This is a genomic window from Variovorax sp. GW821-FHT09B01 (genome assembly GCF_059418345.1).
Window position 1 is genome coordinate 265,959 of record NZ_JBWKPQ010000008.1, and the last position, 15,052, is coordinate 281,010.

Annotated in this window: 13 protein-coding genes; 5 read left to right on the forward strand and 8 right to left on the reverse strand. The window is 69.1% G+C overall.

The genetic code is table 11. The features are described from left to right. Positions 1–4 precede the first annotated feature (4 nt). Positions 5–937 (forward strand): SMP-30/gluconolactonase/LRE family protein, encoded by a 933-nt coding sequence (locus AC07RV_RS23325; protein ID WP_296776932.1) that lies wholly within the window; start codon positions 5–7, stop codon positions 935–937. 3 nt (positions 938–940) lie between these two features. Beyond that, entirely contained in the window at positions 941–2,002 is a 1,062-nt protein-coding gene (locus AC07RV_RS23330) for a malate/lactate/ureidoglycolate dehydrogenase (RefSeq protein ID WP_296776935.1), read from the forward strand. 14 nt (positions 2,003–2,016) lie between these two features. On the opposite strand, the gene AC07RV_RS23335 is transcribed toward AC07RV_RS23330, so the two are convergent. The 4 genes from AC07RV_RS23335 to AC07RV_RS23350 form a co-directional block, all read right to left on the reverse strand. Beyond that, on the reverse strand, positions 2,017–3,540 hold the full coding sequence (locus AC07RV_RS23335; protein ID WP_296776938.1) for a catalase: 1,524 nt from the start codon (positions 3,538–3,540) through the stop codon (positions 2,017–2,019). A gap of 121 nt (positions 3,541–3,661) precedes the next feature. Continuing rightward, positions 3,662–4,309: a nucleoid occlusion factor SlmA gene (slmA, locus tag AC07RV_RS23340; protein ID WP_093353943.1), complete on the reverse strand. Its 648-nt coding sequence runs from the start codon at positions 4,307–4,309 to the stop codon at positions 3,662–3,664. Positions 4,310–4,418: 109 nt separating this feature from the next. Then, on the reverse strand, positions 4,419–5,312 hold the full coding sequence (gene argB / locus AC07RV_RS23345; RefSeq protein WP_093353940.1) for an acetylglutamate kinase: 894 nt from the start codon (positions 5,310–5,312) through the stop codon (positions 4,419–4,421). A 58-nt stretch (positions 5,313–5,370) separates the two neighbouring features. Continuing rightward, positions 5,371–6,468: a glycosyltransferase family 4 protein gene (locus AC07RV_RS23350; protein WP_093353938.1), complete on the reverse strand. Its 1,098-nt coding sequence runs from the start codon at positions 6,466–6,468 to the stop codon at positions 5,371–5,373. A 43-nt stretch (positions 6,469–6,511) separates the two neighbouring features. On the opposite strand from AC07RV_RS23350, the gene AC07RV_RS23355 reads away from it, so the two are divergent. Continuing rightward, positions 6,512–7,270: a glycosyltransferase family 2 protein gene (locus AC07RV_RS23355; RefSeq protein WP_296776946.1), complete on the forward strand. Its 759-nt coding sequence runs from the start codon at positions 6,512–6,514 to the stop codon at positions 7,268–7,270. 12 nt (positions 7,271–7,282) lie between these two features. Here the strand turns inward: AC07RV_RS23355 and AC07RV_RS23360 are convergent, their stop codons facing one another. The 4 genes from AC07RV_RS23360 to AC07RV_RS23375 are packed head-to-tail and all read right to left on the reverse strand — an operon-like array spanning position 7,283 to position 13,130. Further along, positions 7,283–8,326, reverse strand: coding sequence for a glycosyltransferase family 2 protein (locus tag AC07RV_RS23360; RefSeq protein ID WP_296776949.1), 1,044 nt, complete (start codon positions 8,324–8,326; stop codon positions 7,283–7,285). Positions 8,327–8,344: 18 nt separating this feature from the next. After that, positions 8,345–9,373, reverse strand: a complete 1,029-nt coding sequence (locus AC07RV_RS23365; RefSeq protein ID WP_296776953.1) for a glycosyltransferase family 2 protein — start codon at positions 9,371–9,373, stop codon at positions 8,345–8,347. Continuing rightward, positions 9,370–11,280, reverse strand: a complete 1,911-nt coding sequence (locus tag AC07RV_RS23370) for a glycosyltransferase family 2 protein (protein WP_296776956.1) — start codon at positions 11,278–11,280, stop codon at positions 9,370–9,372. The genes AC07RV_RS23365 and AC07RV_RS23370 overlap by 4 nt, the downstream gene beginning before the upstream one ends. Beyond that, a complete protein-coding gene (locus tag AC07RV_RS23375) occupies positions 11,277–13,130 on the reverse strand; it encodes a glycosyltransferase family 2 protein (protein ID WP_444814131.1) in 1,854 nt (617 codons plus the stop codon). Before AC07RV_RS23375 ends, AC07RV_RS23370 begins: the two co-directional genes overlap by 4 nt. 324 nt (positions 13,131–13,454) lie before the next feature. Between AC07RV_RS23375 and AC07RV_RS23380 the strand changes: the two genes are divergently transcribed. Beyond that, positions 13,455–14,258 carry an ABC transporter permease gene (locus AC07RV_RS23380; RefSeq protein WP_208509342.1) on the forward strand — a complete coding sequence of 268 codons (804 nt, stop codon included), beginning with the start codon at positions 13,455–13,457 and terminating at the stop codon, positions 14,256–14,258. Between the two features lie 6 nt (positions 14,259–14,264). Then, positions 14,265–14,966, forward strand: coding sequence for an ABC transporter ATP-binding protein (locus AC07RV_RS23385; RefSeq protein ID WP_208509343.1), 702 nt, complete (start codon positions 14,265–14,267; stop codon positions 14,964–14,966). Positions 14,967–15,052: the final 86 nt, after the last annotated feature.

Here is a 15,052-nt window from a genome sequence, read left to right on the forward strand (position 1 = left end):
GTCGATGACGACACTCCCCTTCGGTGCGCTGGAAGGCACCGGCTTCGAGACGCTGGATCCGCGCTTCACGGGCCTGGTGCCCAAGCCCGAGCGGCTCGAGCGGCTGTGGACCGGCGGGCGCTGGTGCGAGGGCCCGGCCTGGTTCGGCGCGCTGCGCACGCTGGTGTGGTCCGACATTCCGAACGACCGCATGCTGCGCTGGGACGAGCGCAACGGCCAGGCCGCGGTGCTGCGCGAATCCGCGAACAACACCAACGGCAACACCGTCGACCGCCAGGGCCGGCTCGTGAGCTGCGAGCACCTGGCGCGCCGCGTGGTGCGCACCGAGCACGACGGCTCGATCACCGTGCTGGCCTCGCACTGGCAGGGCCGGCGGCTCAACTCGCCGAACGACGTGGTGGTGCATTCGGACGGCGGCGTGTGGTTCACCGACCCGAGCTACGGCATCCTGTCGGACTACGAGGGTCTGCGCGCCGACAGCGAGATCGGGGCCTGCCATGTCTACCGCATCGACCCGGAAAGCTTCGCGGTCGAGCGCGTGGCCGACGATTTCGTGAAGCCCAACGGGCTGGCCTTCTCGCCCGACGAATCCCTGCTCTATATCGCCGACACCGGCGCGAGCCACGACCCGGACGGGCCGCGGCACATCCGCCGCTTCTTCGTCAACCCGGACAACAGGAGCCTGCGCGGCGGCGAGGTGTTCGCCGAATGCACCGCGGGCCTGTTCGACGGCTTCCGGCTCGACACCGAGGGCCGGATCTGGACCAGCGCCGCCGACGGCGTGCATGTCTACCACCCCGACGGCACGCTGCTGGGCAAGCTGCGCGTGCCCGAGCGCGTGGCCAATGTCTGCTTCGGCGGGCCCAGGCGCAACCGCCTGTTCGTCTGCGCCACCACCTCGCTCTACGCCATCACCGTGAACGCCAAAGGAATCTGAACCATGCCGAGAACACTGCAGGCCGACAGCCTGCAATCCACCGTCGCGAGCATCCTGCGCGCCGCGGGCAGCCAGCAGGCCGAGGCCGAACAAGTCGCGGCCAACCTCGTGATGGCCAACCTCAGCGGCCACGACTCGCACGGCGTGGGCATGCTGCCGCGCTACATCGACGCGGTCGCCGAAGGCGGCCTGCATCCCAACGCGGCGGTGCGCATCAACCTCGACATCGGCACGATGCTCTCGCTCGACGGCCAGCACGGCTACGGGCAGGTGGTGGGCGTGCAGGCGATGGAGCTCGGCATCGAGCGCGCGCGCCGCCACGGCAGCTGCATCCTCACGCTCGCGCATGCGCACCACCTGGGCCGCATCGGCCACTTCGCCGAGATGGCGACCTCGCACGGGCTGGTGTCGATGCACTTCGTCAACGTGCTCTCGCGCCCGGTGGTCGCGCCCTGGGGCGGCGGCGACGGGCGCTTCGGCACCAACCCCTGCTGCATCGGCATTCCGCTCGCGGGCGCCGAGCCCTTCGTGCTCGACTACGCCACCAGCCGCGTGGCGCAGGGCAAGATGCGCGTGGCCCACAACAAGGGCGAGCGCGTGCCCCCGGGCTACCTCATCGACGAGAACGGAGCGCCCACCGACGACCCCGGCGTGGTGGTGGTGCCGCAGGGCAACGGCCTGTTCGGCGCGCTCATGACCTTCGGCGAGCACAAGGGCTACGGCATGGCGCTGGCCTGCGAACTGCTGGGCGGCGCGCTGACCGGCGGCGGCACCTGGCACCGGCCGGCCGACACCAGCCGCAGCGTGCTCAACGGCATGCTCACCGTGCTGATCGATCCCGAGCGCCTGGGCACCCAGGCCAGCTTCGACCAGGAGGCGCGCGAATTCGTCGAGTGGCTGCGCCGCAGCCCGCCGGGCCAGGGCTTCGACACGGTGCAGATCGCAGGCGAGCCCGAGCGCAAGGCGCGCGCGGCGCGCCAGCGCGACGGGATCTGGGTCGACGATGCGACCTGGGGGGAGATCGTGGCGGCGGGGGCGAAGGTGGGGGTCGCGGTCGCCGCCTGAGTTCGCGTCGGCGCCTAGCTCTTGCTGGCCTCGTGCGCCGGCTTGCCGACCTGCACGCTGTTGTCGTCGCCCTTGATCCTGGCCTGCACGGCCTTGATCGCCTTCTCGAGCCGCGCGCCATAGTCGGCATCGGCCTGGCGGAAGTAGCTCACCGAACGGTCGATGATGTCCTGGCGCGTGACCGCGCCCAGGCCGCCCGCGATGCTCTGGATCAGGCGCTCCTTCGCGGCCTCGTCCATCAGGCGGTAGAGGTCGCCGGCCTGCACGAAGTCGGTGTCCTCGGGGTGCTGCTGCCACTGGTGGCTGCCGGTCCAGCCGTGGATCTGCAGCGGCGCGTAGACCGGCTCGTTGCTCTGCTTGGGCGCATCGCTGAAGCTGTTGGGCTCGTAGTTCGGGCCGCGGCCGCCATTGCCGTCGCCACGCATCGCGCCGTCGCGGCCGTAGTTCTGCGCCGTGGTCGCGTGCGGCCGGTTCACGGGCAGCTGCGTGTGGTTGATGCCCAGGCGGTAGCGCTGCGTGTCGCCGTAGCTGAACAGGCGGCCCTGCAGCATCTTGTCGGGCGAGGGGCCGATGCCGGGCACGAAGTTGGCCGGGTTGAACGCGGCCTGCTCGATCTCGGCGAAGTAGTTGTCGGGGTTGCGGTTCAGCGTGAGGATGCCGATGTCGATCTTCGGGTAGTCCTTGTGCGACCAGACCTTGGTCAGGTCGAAGGGATTGAAGCGGTAGGTCTGCGCCTCGGCCACCGGCATGATCTGCACCTGCACGCGCCAGCTCGGGAACTCGCCGCGCTCGATCGAGTGCAGCAGGTCGAGGTGGTGGTGGTTCGGGTTCTCGCCGCCCACGCGCTGCGCCTCTTGCGCAACGAAGGTCTCGATGCCCTGGTTGGTCTTGAAGTGGTACTTGACCCAGAAGGCCTCGCCCTGCGCGTTGACCCACTGGAAGGTGTGCGAGCCGAAGCCGTCCATGTGGCGGTAGCTCCTCGGAATGCCGCGGTCGCCGAACAGCCAGGTGAACTGGTGCGTGGCCTCGGGCGAGTGCGAGAAGAAGTCCCAGGCGTTGTCGGGCTCCTGCACGTGGCTGTAGGGGTCGCGCTTCTGCGAATGGATGAAGTCGGGGAACTTGAGCGGATCGCGGATGAAGAAGATCGGCGTGTTGTTGCCGACCAGGTCGTAGTTGCCTTCCTCGGTGTAGAACTTGAGCGCGAAGCCGCGCGGATCGCGCACCGTGTCGGCCGAGCCGAGTTCGAGCGCCACGGTCGAGAAGCGCGCCAGCACCTCCGTCTTCCGGCCGACCTGGCCGAGGAATTTCGCCTTGGTCCATTTCGTGACGTCGGCCGTCACCTCGAAGGCGCCGAAGGCACCCGAGCCGCGCGCATGCACCACGCGCTCGGGGATACGCTCGCGGTCGAAGCGCGCGAGCTTCTCGATCAGGTGATGGTCCTGCATCAGCACGGGGCCGTTCACGCCCGCGGTCTGCGACTGCTGGTTGTTCTCGACGGGCGCGCCGTTCTCGGTGGTGAGCTTGCGGGGATCGGTCATTGGGCTTTTCCTATCGGTTGTGGGAGCCCGTTTATTTTCAGCAATCGAATGACCAGTTTCGATTGTGATTGCCTATGCCGACGATAAGCCACGCCCGCTGCGCGGCCCTGTCCTCAGCGGTTCAGAGCACCAGCGCGAGCAGCGCGTCGAGGTGTTCCGAGGGTTCGCGCCGGAAGCCCGAGCGCGCGAAGCGCTGCAGGCGGCCGACCGCCAGCGAGGTCAGCGCCGAGGCGCGCACCTGCGCATCGACGCTCGGCGTGGCCGAGCCTTCGGCGGCGCGGTCCTCGCGCAGCGCCTGGCGGATGCTGGCTTCGATCTTGTCGAAGAACTGGTTCATGCGCTGCTGCAGCCGCTCGTTCTCGTAGACCAGCGCATCGCCGACCATGACGCGCGTCATGCCGGGGTTGCGCTCGGCGAACTGCACCAGCATCGCGATGATGCGGGCCGCCTGCTCCTTGCCCGTGGCTTCGCGCTCGAGGATCTGGTTGACCAGGGTGAACACGCTCTGCTCGATGAAGTCGATCAGGCCCTCGAACATCTGCGCCTTGCTCGCGAAGTGGCGGTAGAGCGCGGCCTCGCTGACCTCGAGGCGGGCGGCCAGCGCCGCGGTGGTCACGCGCTCGGCGCCGGGCTGCTCGAGCATCGCGGCCAGGGCCTGCAGGATCTGCACGCGCCGCTCGCCGGGCTTGGGACGCTTGCGCGCCGGAGCGGCCGGCGCGGTCTCGGCCTGGGTCTCTGCACCGGGGACGACTGTCTCTTCGTTTTGCATGGGAGGCGCGTGCGGAAGATGTAAACAATTGATTCTCGCACAGCAGTGAGCGCGCGCCTCCCCGCGCGCCCGCTGGCCGCCGGCCCGCCTCGGGGCCGGCCCCACGCGCTCAGCGCGCGCGGATCATCGTGCCGTAGGCCTGATCGGTCAGGATCTCGAGCAGCATCGCGTGCGGCACGCGGCCGTCGATGATGTGCACGGCATTGACGCCGCTCTTGGCCGCGTCGAGCGCACCCTCGATCTTCGGCAGCATGCCGCCCGAGATCGTGCCGTCGGCGAACAGGTCGTCGATCTCGCGCGCGCTCAGGTTGGTGAGCAGCTTGCCGTCCTTGTCGAGCACGCCGGGCGTGTTGGTCAGCAGCATCAGCTTCTCGGCCTTGAGCACGGTGGCCAGCTTGCCGGCCACCACGTCGGCGTTGATGTTGTAGCTCTCGTTCTCCTCGCCGAAGCCGATCGGGCTCACGACGGGGATGAAGGCGTCGTCCTGCAGCGCCTTGACCACGCTCGGGTCGATCGAGACGATGTCGCCGACCTGGCCCACGTCGTGGTGCACGTTGGGATCGGCGCGGTCGGCCAGCTTGAGCTTCTGCGCGCGGATCAGGCCGCCGTCGCGACCGGTCAGGCCCACGGCCTTGCCGCCGGCCTGGTTGATCAGGCCCACGATGTCCTGCTGCACCTCGCCGGCCAGCACCCATTCGACGACTTCCATGGTCTCGGCGTCGGTCACGCGCATGCCCTGGATGAAGCTGCCCTTCTTGCCCAGGCGGTTGAGCGCGGCCTCGATCTGCGGGCCGCCGCCGTGCACCACCACCGGGTTCATGCCGACCAGCTTGAGCAGCACCACGTCTTCCGCGAAGTCGGCCTGCAGCGCCGGGTCGGTCATGGCGTTGCCGCCGTACTTGATGACGATGGTCTTGCCGTGGAACTTGCGGATGTACGGCAGCGCCTGGGCCAGGATCTCGGCCTTGTCGCGCGGGGGAATGTTGAGGACGGGGTCGGTCATGGGCGGTCAGGCTCCGGGACGGTGGACGATGGGACGGGATTCTCGCAAAGACGAACGATCAGGGTCGCAGCCAGCGCGGCACCTTGAATCGCACGATCATGAGGTAGGCGCCGACATAGGTCGTGACGAACAGAAGACAGAAGAACATCAGCACCCAGGTGTTGTTCCAGAACAGCACCGCGGGCACCACCGACATCGCGGCGAAGATCCACAGGTAGGGCGAGGTGCGGTTGTTGCGCGCGAGCAGCTGGCGCGCCTCGTCGTCGGCGAAGGCCACGCGCACGATGCGGCGGAAGATCAGCTGGTGGAAGTGCAGCGCGTCGGCCGTGCCCGGCGACTGGCCGCGCGCGAGCTTGCGGTAGATGGAGAACAGGGTCTCCCACACCGGATAGATCAAGAGCAGCATCGGGAACCAGGGCGAGACCACGCGGTGGCGCTGCACCAGCGTCACGCAGGCCACGGCGATCACCATGCCCCAGACGTAGGCGCCGCCGTCGCCCGCGAAGATCTTGCCGCGCGGGTAGTTCCAGATCAGGAAGCCGAAGGTCGCGCCGACCAGGCAGACCATCATGGCCGCGAGCTGGCGGTCGCCGAGCTGCAGCGCCACGTGCGAGATCGCGAGGCAGACCAGCACCGCCACCGTGCCCGCGAGGCCGTTGTAGCCGTCGATGATGTTGAAGGCATGCGGCAGGCCGCCGATGGCGAGCGCGGCGAACAGCACCGAGGCATAGGGCACGGCCGCGAGCCAGCCGTCGACCAGCGGGATGCCGGTGCGCGCGAGGCTCAGGCCGTGCACCCAGCACACCAGCAGCGCCGCGCCCAGGGTGAGCATCAGCCGCCAGCGCACCTGCACACGCTGGGTGACGTCCTCGACGATGCCGCCGAGCACGGCCGGCAGGATGCAGACCAGCATCAGCATCGAGGCCGACGCGGGCCACGAGACGTTGAACGGATCGGTGCCGGTGATGCCGGCCGCGAGCCAGGCCACGCCCATGCCGAGGATGATGCCCGCGCCCCCCAGGCGCGGCACATGGCCCTTGTGGAAGCGCTGCGGCATGTCGGCGCCGTACAGCCGCGCATGGCGGCGCGCGCGGCGCATGAAGATCTGGACCGCGAAGGCGGCGACGAAGAAGCTGATGACGATCAGGGCAATCATGGGTGGTAGCGGGGCCCCTAGAATCCCCGGGCGAAATTAGACCATGGCCACCCCCGCTACGACCTCCCCCGCCGTCACGATTTCGATCGTGAGCCACGGGCAGCTCGAACTCGTGCGCCCCCTGCTCGACCAGATCGACCGCTTCAGCCGCGAACAGGTGGCCAAGGTGGTGCTGACGCTGAACATCCCCGAGTCCGACGCGCCATTGGCCGGCGCCGCCTGGGGCTTCGCGCTCGAACGCATCGAGAACGCGCAGCCCAAGGGCTTTGGCGCCAACCACAACCAGGCCTTCGAGCGCTGCGCCACGCCATGGTTCCTGGTGCTCAACCCCGACATCCGCTTCGATGCCGACGTGCTGGCGCCGTTGATGGCGCTGGCGGCACCCGACGCGGGGTTGCTCACGCCGCGCATCATGGAGCCCGGCAAGCGCGAGCCCGAGCAGCACCGCGACATCCTGACGCCGCTGGAGATCCTCACGCGCAAGAAGCCCGGCTATGCGCGTCCCACGGTTCCGGCCTGGGTGCCGGGCCTGTTCATGTTGTTCCGCGCCGAGGCCTATGCCGCCGTTCGCGGTTTCGACGAGCGCTTCTTCATGTACGGCGAGGACTTCGACATCTGCGCGCGGGTGCAGCTGGCCGGCTGGCGGCTGCAGGTCGGCGAGCAGCTGCGCGCGCGGCACGACGCGCAGCGCGCGAGCCACCGCAGCAGCAAGTACCTCTACTGGCATGTCACCAGCCTGCTGAAGATCTGGGCGTCGGGCGCGTTCTGGCGCTATCGCCGGCTGCGCCGCCCGGCGGCCTGATCGGCCCGCCCCTCAGCCCAGCAATCGGCGCAGCGAGCGCACCCCGGGCAGCCGCGTCAGCTTGCCGATGGCGCGGATCAGCCCCGGCGGGCTGTGCTCGGCCATGAAGACGGTGGCGCGCAGCTCGAGCTTCTTGCGGCCGCTGACCGCCGGGCTCGCATAGACGATCGCCGCGTACTCGGCGAGCACCGCGCTCATCTCGGCGCGGTTCGGGTCGTTGGCCTTCACCGCCTCGATCACGTGGTCCATGAAGAAGCGGCCGAAGCGCGGCATCAGGCAGTCGCGCAGCACGTAGCGGTTGCGCTTCGGTTCGTCGGGGAACATGCCGACCAGCTTCTTGAAGTACTTGAAGCGGCTGCGGATCATGCGCATGTCGAACGAGGTGCTGCCGGTGTGGATGCACCAGACCGTGACCACCTTGTCGATGAAGTGGTTCGTGAAGCCCTTGCGGAAGATGCGCAGGAACAGGTCGTCGTCCTCGAAGCCCATGAACTGGGTGTCGAAGCCGCCCACCGCCTCGAAGGCCTTGCGCGTCACGATCGCGGCCGAGGGCAACACGAAGATGTCGTGGCGCAGCATCTCGAAGATGTTGGTCTTCGGATGGTGCAGCGTGTGGTCCTTGACCATCGCCGCGCGGATGATGTTGCCCTCGCCGTCGGCCTCGGCCAGGTCGGCATAGACGAAGCCCAGGCGCGGGTCGTCCGCCGGGATGCCCTTGACCAGGATCTCGATGTGGTTCGACAGGTAGAAGTCGTCCTGGTCGAGGAAGCAGATGTACTCGGCCGTCGAGGCCGCCACGCCGGCGTTGCGCGCCGAGCCCTGGCCGCCGTTCTCCTTGTCGAGGATGCGGAACGGGAAGCGCGCGGCCAGCGCGTCGAGGCTGGCGCGCTCCTCGGGGCGCGAGCCGTCGTTGACCACGATGACCTCGCTGGCCGGCATCGACTGCGCGAACACGCTCGCCACCGAGCGCTCGATGAAGGCCGCGCCGTTGTAGAACGGGATCACGACCACCACGGTCGGCGGCACGGGGACGGAGGTCTGGGGGATGTGGCTCACGGATGGCTCTGGAATGGATCAGACGGATTCGAACAGATCGCGCACCACGCCGCGAAAACCGCGGCCGAACCGGTCGTAGCGACCCGTTCGGGCCTCGCGCAGGATCGGCAGCACGCGCGCCCAGCGCGAGGCCGGCAGCTGCGTGCGGAAGCGCTGGTGCACGATCTTGCCGCGCAGCTTGTCGAGGGTGTCGGCAGTCACCGGGCGGCCGGCGCGCGCCACCTGCTCGAGGCGTTCGAGCAGCAGTTCGGCCTTGCGCGCGCGCTCGACGTGGGTGGTGCCGCGCGAGGCCAGGGCCTTGCGCACCTTCTCCATGAAGGTGTCGCGCCGCGCGCCGATCTGGTTGCCGCCATGCTGGCGGTAGTCGATCAGCTGCGCCTCGACGGTGTCGATGCGCGCGAAGGCCGAGGCCACCGTGGCGATCCACTCGTCGTGCACCCATTCGACCGGGAACGGCAGCACCGCGTCGAGCAGATCGCGGTGGAACACCGTGGTCGCGCCGGTGACGATGTTGCGGCGCAGGAGCACGTCGAAGGCCTGGCCCGCATGCATGCGCTCGATCTCGCTGGCCGTGACCTCGATCGCATGGAACAGCGTGCCGCCCAGCGGCGCGCCCTGGGCGTCGACGAGGCGCGCGTCCGAGTGCAACAGCCGCAGCTCGGGCCGGCGCTCGAACTCGGCCACCAGCCGCTCGAGCCGCTCGGGCACCCAGGCATCGTCCTGGTCCGACAGCGCGATCAGCGTGCCGCCGCAGGCGCGCACCGCCTGCTCGAAGTTCTTGACCACGCGCAGGCCGACGGGATTGACGATGACGCGCAGCGCGATCGCGAGGCCGGGCCGCTCGCGCAGGCATTCCTCGACGGTGGCGCGCGCCACCTCGACGCAGGCATCGCGTGAGGCGTCGTCGGACAGCACGATCTCGATCGGCGGCCGGGTCTGCAGGCAGATGCTGCGGACCTGCTCGCGCACGAAGCGCTCGCCGTTGTAGGTGCACAGGGCAACCGAAACGGTCAACGCCTCGGCGGAAGAAGCAGGAACCACGCTCATGGCGCCGCCACCTTCGCCGCGCGCGGCGGCCAGGCGTAGCTGAAGTCCTCGATCGCGAGGCTCAGGTTCGGGTTGTAGGCCGGGTCGTTGAAGAGCAACTCGCCCCAGCGCTGCTTCATGTAGCCCTCCTCGCCGAGGAAGCGCTGGATCTGCGCCTCCGACAGGTCCGAGGGCCGCGTGGCCGATTCGTGGTGGTAGAGCTCGGCATGGGGCGTCCAGACGTTGCGGTAGCCGGCCTCGCGCAGCCGCAGGCAGAAGTCGACGTCGTTGTAGGCGACCTTGAGGTGCTTCTCGTCGAGCCCGCCCACCTGTTCGTAGAGCGCGCGCCGCACGATCAGGCAGGCGGCCGTCACAGCCGAGAAGCCCTGCAGCAGCGCCGCGCGTCCGAAGTAGCCGGCATCGCCCTGGCCGAGCCGGCGGTGCGCATGGTCGGCCACGCCGCCGCGGTAGCCCAGCACCACGCCCGCATGCTGCAGCGTGTTCTCGGGATACCAGAGCCGCGCGCCCACCGCGCCCACGCCGGGCTGCAGCGCGATCGAGACCATCTCGCCGAGCCAGTCGGGCGAGATCACCTCGATGTCGTTGTTGATGAGGCCGAAGACCTCGCCCTTGGCGACCGCCGCGGCCTGGTTGTTGAGCGCCGAGTAGTTGAAGGGGCTGTCGTCGCGCAGCACGCGCACGCCCGCGCGCGCCGAGATCTCCTCGAAGTAGCGCAGCGCCTCGGGATCGTCCGAGCCGTTGTCGATCAGGATGATCTCGTAGCGCGGGTACAGGGTCTTCTCGAGGATGCTCTCGATGCACTGGCGCACCAGCTTCAGGCCGTTGCGCGTGGGGATGAACAGCGACACCAGCGGCGGCTCGGCCGGCAGCGCATGGCGCACGCGGAAGCCCGCGCCCGCGCGCTCGGCCGTGGCCTCGATGCCGCCGCGCGCCAGGTGCGCCTGCAGCGCGCGCTCGCCGCCCTCGGGCGCGTACTCGGCCGGGTCCATCGCATGCACCGCCTCTTCGGAGGCGACATGGCGGTGGTACAGCGCCTTCGGCACGTGGACGATGCGCGCCGCATCGAGGCGCTCGGCCGCGCGCAGCACCAGGTCGTAGCGCGCCGCGTCGCCGAAGCGCTCGTCGAGCCGGCCCACCTCGCGCAGCAGCGGCGCCGCGAAGAAGGCCAGCCGCGAGACGAAGTCCTGCGAGCGCAGCAGGTCGAGGTTCCAGTCGGGCTTGAAGTACGGCGCCGAGCGCTGCCCGTCGGCCGCGATGCGGTCCTCGTCGGTGTAGATCAGCGCGGCCTCGGGCCGGGCCACGGCGGCCTCGGCCACGCGCCACAGCGCATCGGCGGCCAGCGCATCGCGCGCGTCGCAGGCGGCGAGCCAGCCGTCGGCACCGGGGTCGGCGGCGTTGAAGGCCTGCGCGAGCGTCGCCTCGGCGAGCTCGATGCGCGGCTCGGACGCGGCCAGCCGGCCGGCCAGCGCCTTGACCGCCTGCGCCGTGCCCGGTCCGGCCGCGAGCACCAGCCGCCAGTGCGCGAAGACCTGGTCGCGCACCGAAGCCACGGCGCGCTCCGCCTGCTGCGCATCGGCGCCATCGAGCGCCATCACCAGCACGAAGCCGGGCTGGCGCGGCCAGCCGGCGGCCCGCGCTTCGAGCGCCTGGCGCTGCGCCGGCGCGAGGGGGGCGTCATGGCGCTTGACCCATTCGCGGTACTGGAAGCGGTCGGGCCGCGAGGCATCGGCCATCAGCGGCGGGCCGTCGTTGCGCAGCAGCACGCTGACCGAGCGCACCACGCCTCGCAGGCCCGACTGGCGCAGGATCTTCACGGCGCGGCGCGCGGTGCCGCCGAGGCCGCCGCCCTTGTAGAGGGCGTTGGGGATGAAGGCCAGGGCGCGCCAGAGGCGGTTGGGGGTGCTCATGGCCGAAGCTCCGGCAGCGGCCTCGGTGGCCAGGCCAGGCGGAAGTCTTCCGCCGCCAGGCTCAGGTTGGGGTTGTGGGCCGGGTCCTGCTCGAGCAGTGCGCCCCAGCGCGTCCTCATGTAGCCCTCCTCGCGCTCGACGCGCTCGCGCTGGGCCGGGTCCTGGTCGCGCGGGCGGGTCGCCGATTCATGGTGATAGAGCTCGGCATAGGGGGTCCACACGTTGCGATAGCCGGCCTCGCGCAGCCGCAGGCAGAAGTCGACGTCGTTGTACGACACCTTGAGCTTCGTTTCCTCGAGCCCGCCCACTTCCTGGTAGACCGCCTTTCGCACGACCAGGCAGGCCGCGGTCACGGCCACGAAGGACTGGACCAGTTGCGCGCGATTGAAGTAGCCGCCGTCGGCGCGCGCGAGGTGCTTGTGGGCATGTCCGGCGATGCCGCCAAGGCCCAGCAGCACGCCGGCATGCTGCACCGTGTTGTCCGGGTAGAGCAGCTTGGCACCGACCGCCCCCACGCCGGGCTGCAGCGCGATGGCGACCATCTGCTCGAGCCAGTCGGCGGTGATGACCTCGATGTCGTTGTTGACCAGCGCGATCACGTCGCCGCTGGCCTGCGCGACCGCCGCGTTGTTGAGGGCCGAGTAGTTGAACGGGCCGTCGTCGCGGATCACCTGGAAGCCCGGCAGATGCCGCAGCTGTTCGAAGTAGCGCAGGGCCTCGGGGTCGGTCGATCCGTTGTCGACCAGCACGATCTCGTAGTCGGGGTAGCTCGAGCGCATGACGATGCTCTCGATGCATTGCCGCACCAGGCCCAGCGCGTCGCGCGTCGGGATGATCAGCGACACCCGGGGCCAGCGTTCGGGCGCCGCCAGGTGCATGCGATAGCCGTGGGGCGTGCTCTCGCTGCGCGCGGCGAGGCCGATGCGCGCGAAGTGCTCGTTCAAGGCCTGCTCTCCGGCCACCTCGGCATAGGGCTTGGCCCCGGCGGACTGCGCGGTGCTCTCGGCATGGGCACGCCAGTGGTACAGCACGTGCGGAAGATGCCGGATCTGCCGCGGCTTGACACGCTCGATGCAGCGCAGCGCCAGGTCGTAGTCCTGCGCGCCCTCGAAGCCCTTGCGGAAGCCGCCGACCTCGTCCACGAGCGCGCGCTGGTAGGCGCCCAGGTGGGAAAAGATGTTCTGCGAACGGAACAGGTCGAGGTTCCAGTCGGGCTTGAAGTAGGGGTTGTAGCGGCGCCCCGAGGCATCGATCTTGTCCTCGTCCGAATAGATCATCCGGACATCGGGCCGGCTGCGGATCTCGTGAGCGACACGCAGCAGCGCATCGGGGGCCAGCAGGTCGTCGTGGTCCATCAGCACCACCCAGTCGCCCTGGGCCAGGGCCAGCGCGCTGTTCGAGGCCTCGGAGATGTGGCCGTTGACCGGCCGGCGCACCCAGCGGATGCGGGCCTCCTCGCGCGCGCAGGCCTCCAGCAGCGCGACGACCTCGGGATCGGTCGAGGCGTCGTCGGCGATGCACAGCTCCCAGCGGCCGTAGCTCTGGGCCCGCACCGAGGCGATCGCCTCGCGCAGCCAGGCCGGCCGCGGGTTGTAGGTCGGCATCAGCACCGAGATCAGCAGCGGCGCCTGCCAGCGGGAGGCCTCCTCGGCCAGCGCCTTCGATGCCGGCGCGTTCAGCGCGGCGGTGCGGGCGATCCACTCGCCGTAGTCGCCGCCCTGGATATCGATCGGGACCGGCACGGTGCCCCGCAGCCGCTGCACCAGGCGACTGGCCCAGCGCACCGGCGCCGTCAGGCGCCAGCTGGTGGAGCGCTCCATGGCCTGCACCTGGTGCTCGAGCGCGTACACGCGCGCCTGCAGCTGCGCCTTGTTCGGTTCGCCAGGACGAGGAGGGAGCCGATTCCCTTGCGGTGCGGCAGGCAGCGTTGGCCTCATAAAATAAGATCCGTCATCCCGAATGCTCGCATTGAGGCCTGGGCCCTGCGATGTCAATGCCGTTCGCGCTGGGCGCGGTGCGTCGTGGGAACGCCTCTCACGGCTTGGCCCGAGAGGGGCCGGTAAAATTATCGCTCCAATAAAGACAGGTCAAAAAACAATGCGGGTGCTTTCAACGATGCGCTGCGAAATCGGCGAGGGCGGCGTTGCCCGCTTCGCGCACATCCACGCTCACCTATGAGCCTGGTCCATTCCAATCTGCACAAGAGCGCCTGGGCCGACTGGTGGGAAGGCTCCCGCCGCGTCGACATCTGGTGGACCCTCGCCTGGTTCGACATCGTCCTGCGCTATCGTCGCTCGCTGCTCGGGCCGCTCTGGCTCACGCTGAGCATGGGCGTGATGATCGCGGGCATGGGCCCGCTGTACAGCGCGCTGTTCGGCACCGAGCTGTCGCGCTTCTTCCCCCACCTCGCGCTCGGCGTGATCTTCTGGGGTCTGTTCTCCAGCATCGTCACCGACGCCTGCCACACCTTCGTCAATTCCTCGCACTACCTGAAGCAGGGCTACTTCCCGATCACGCTGTTCGTGTGGCGCAGCCTCGGGCGCAACATCATCCAGTTCGCCCACCAGATCGTGCTGTACGTGCCGGTGGCGTTGTGGGCCGGCATCTCGCTGTCGTGGCACGTGCTGCTGTTCTTCCCCGCCTTCCTGCTGCTGCTCGTGAACGCCCACGCCATCGGCCTGGTGCTGGGCCTGATCTGCACGCGCTTTCGCGACATCACGCAGATCGTCACCAGCTTCATGCAGATGCTGATGTTCCTGACGCCGGTGTTCTGGCTGCCCGAGAACCTGCCGGGCCGCGCCCGCTACGTGCTGTGGAATCCGCTGGCACAGATGCTCGACCTGCTGCGCACCCCGCTGATGGGCGGCGTGGCCAGCCTGCACGACTGGCTCGGCATCCTCTGCTGGACGGTCGCCACCATCGTCGGCGCCAGCCTGTTGTTCGTGAAGTACCGACGCCGCGTCGTCTATTGGCTCTGACCGCCCATGGCACTGATTTCTCTCCAGAACGTATCCGTCAGCTTCCCGATCTACGGCGCGGGCGCCAGCTCGCTGCGCAGCACGCTGGCCGCCTCGGTCACCGGTGGCCGCCTCGGCAAGGAGACGGGCGTGACCGTCGTTCAAGCGCTGCGCGACGTCAGCTTCGAGCTGCGCAGCGGCGACCGGCTGGGCCTGGTCGGCCACAACGGCGCGGGCAAGTCGACCCTGCTGCGCACCCTCGCGGGCGTCTACGAACCGACCTCGGGCTCGTTCACGCGCCAGGGCACTGTCTCCAGTCTGATCGATCCGGTGCTCGGCATCGAGGTCGATGCCACGGGCATCGAGAACATCATGCTGCGCGGCCTCGTGATGGGCATGAGCCGCAAGCAGGTGGACAAGCTGACGCAGGACATCTGCGAGTTCAGCGGCCTCGGCGAGTACGTGAACATGCCGGTGCGCACCTACTCCACCGGCATGCTGATGCGGCTGGCGTTCTCGATCTCGACCAGCATCCAGTCCGACATCCTGCTGATGGACGAATGGCTGTCGGTCGGCGATGCGGAATTCACCGAGAAGGCCGAGAAGCGCATGCGTGAGGTGGTGACCAACTCGGGCATCCTGGTGCTGGCGTCCCATTCGCCCGATCTGATTGCCAAGGAATGCAATCGCGTGATCCATCTGGAGCACGGGCGAATCGTCGAGCAATAGGGCTCCACCCACTGCGGCGACACCGCTCGCCGCACCTCTTCGCGGACGCTGGCTGAGAGGAATCTCACCAAACTTACGCAACCGCC

What these genes read in the sequence shown, in the direction of transcription:
- AC07RV_RS23350 (WP_093353938.1), bottom strand. Translation starts at nt 6,468, where the DNA reads ATGATTGCCCTGATCGTCATCAGCTTCTTCGTCGCCGCCTTCGCGGTC.
- AC07RV_RS23355 (WP_296776946.1), top strand. Translation starts at nt 6,512, where the DNA reads ATGGCCACCCCCGCTACGACCTCCCCCGCCGTCACGATTTCGATCGTG.
- AC07RV_RS23380 (WP_208509342.1), top strand. Translation starts at nt 13,455, where the DNA reads ATGAGCCTGGTCCATTCCAATCTGCACAAGAGCGCCTGGGCCGACTGG.
- AC07RV_RS23330 (WP_296776935.1), top strand. Translation starts at nt 941, where the DNA reads ATGCCGAGAACACTGCAGGCCGACAGCCTGCAATCCACCGTCGCGAGC.
- AC07RV_RS23335 (WP_296776938.1), bottom strand. Translation starts at nt 3,540, where the DNA reads ATGACCGATCCCCGCAAGCTCACCACCGAGAACGGCGCGCCCGTCGAG.
- AC07RV_RS23365 (WP_296776953.1), bottom strand. Translation starts at nt 9,373, where the DNA reads ATGAGCGTGGTTCCTGCTTCTTCCGCCGAGGCGTTGACCGTTTCGGTT.
- argB (WP_093353940.1), bottom strand. Translation starts at nt 5,312, where the DNA reads ATGACCGACCCCGTCCTCAACATTCCCCCGCGCGACAAGGCCGAGATC.
- AC07RV_RS23385 (WP_208509343.1), top strand. Translation starts at nt 14,265, where the DNA reads ATGGCACTGATTTCTCTCCAGAACGTATCCGTCAGCTTCCCGATCTAC.
- AC07RV_RS23370 (WP_296776956.1), bottom strand. Translation starts at nt 11,280, where the DNA reads ATGAGCACCCCCAACCGCCTCTGGCGCGCCCTGGCCTTCATCCCCAAC.
- slmA (WP_093353943.1), bottom strand. Translation starts at nt 4,309, where the DNA reads ATGCAAAACGAAGAGACAGTCGTCCCCGGTGCAGAGACCCAGGCCGAG.
- AC07RV_RS23325 (WP_296776932.1), top strand. Translation starts at nt 5, where the DNA reads ATGACGACACTCCCCTTCGGTGCGCTGGAAGGCACCGGCTTCGAGACG.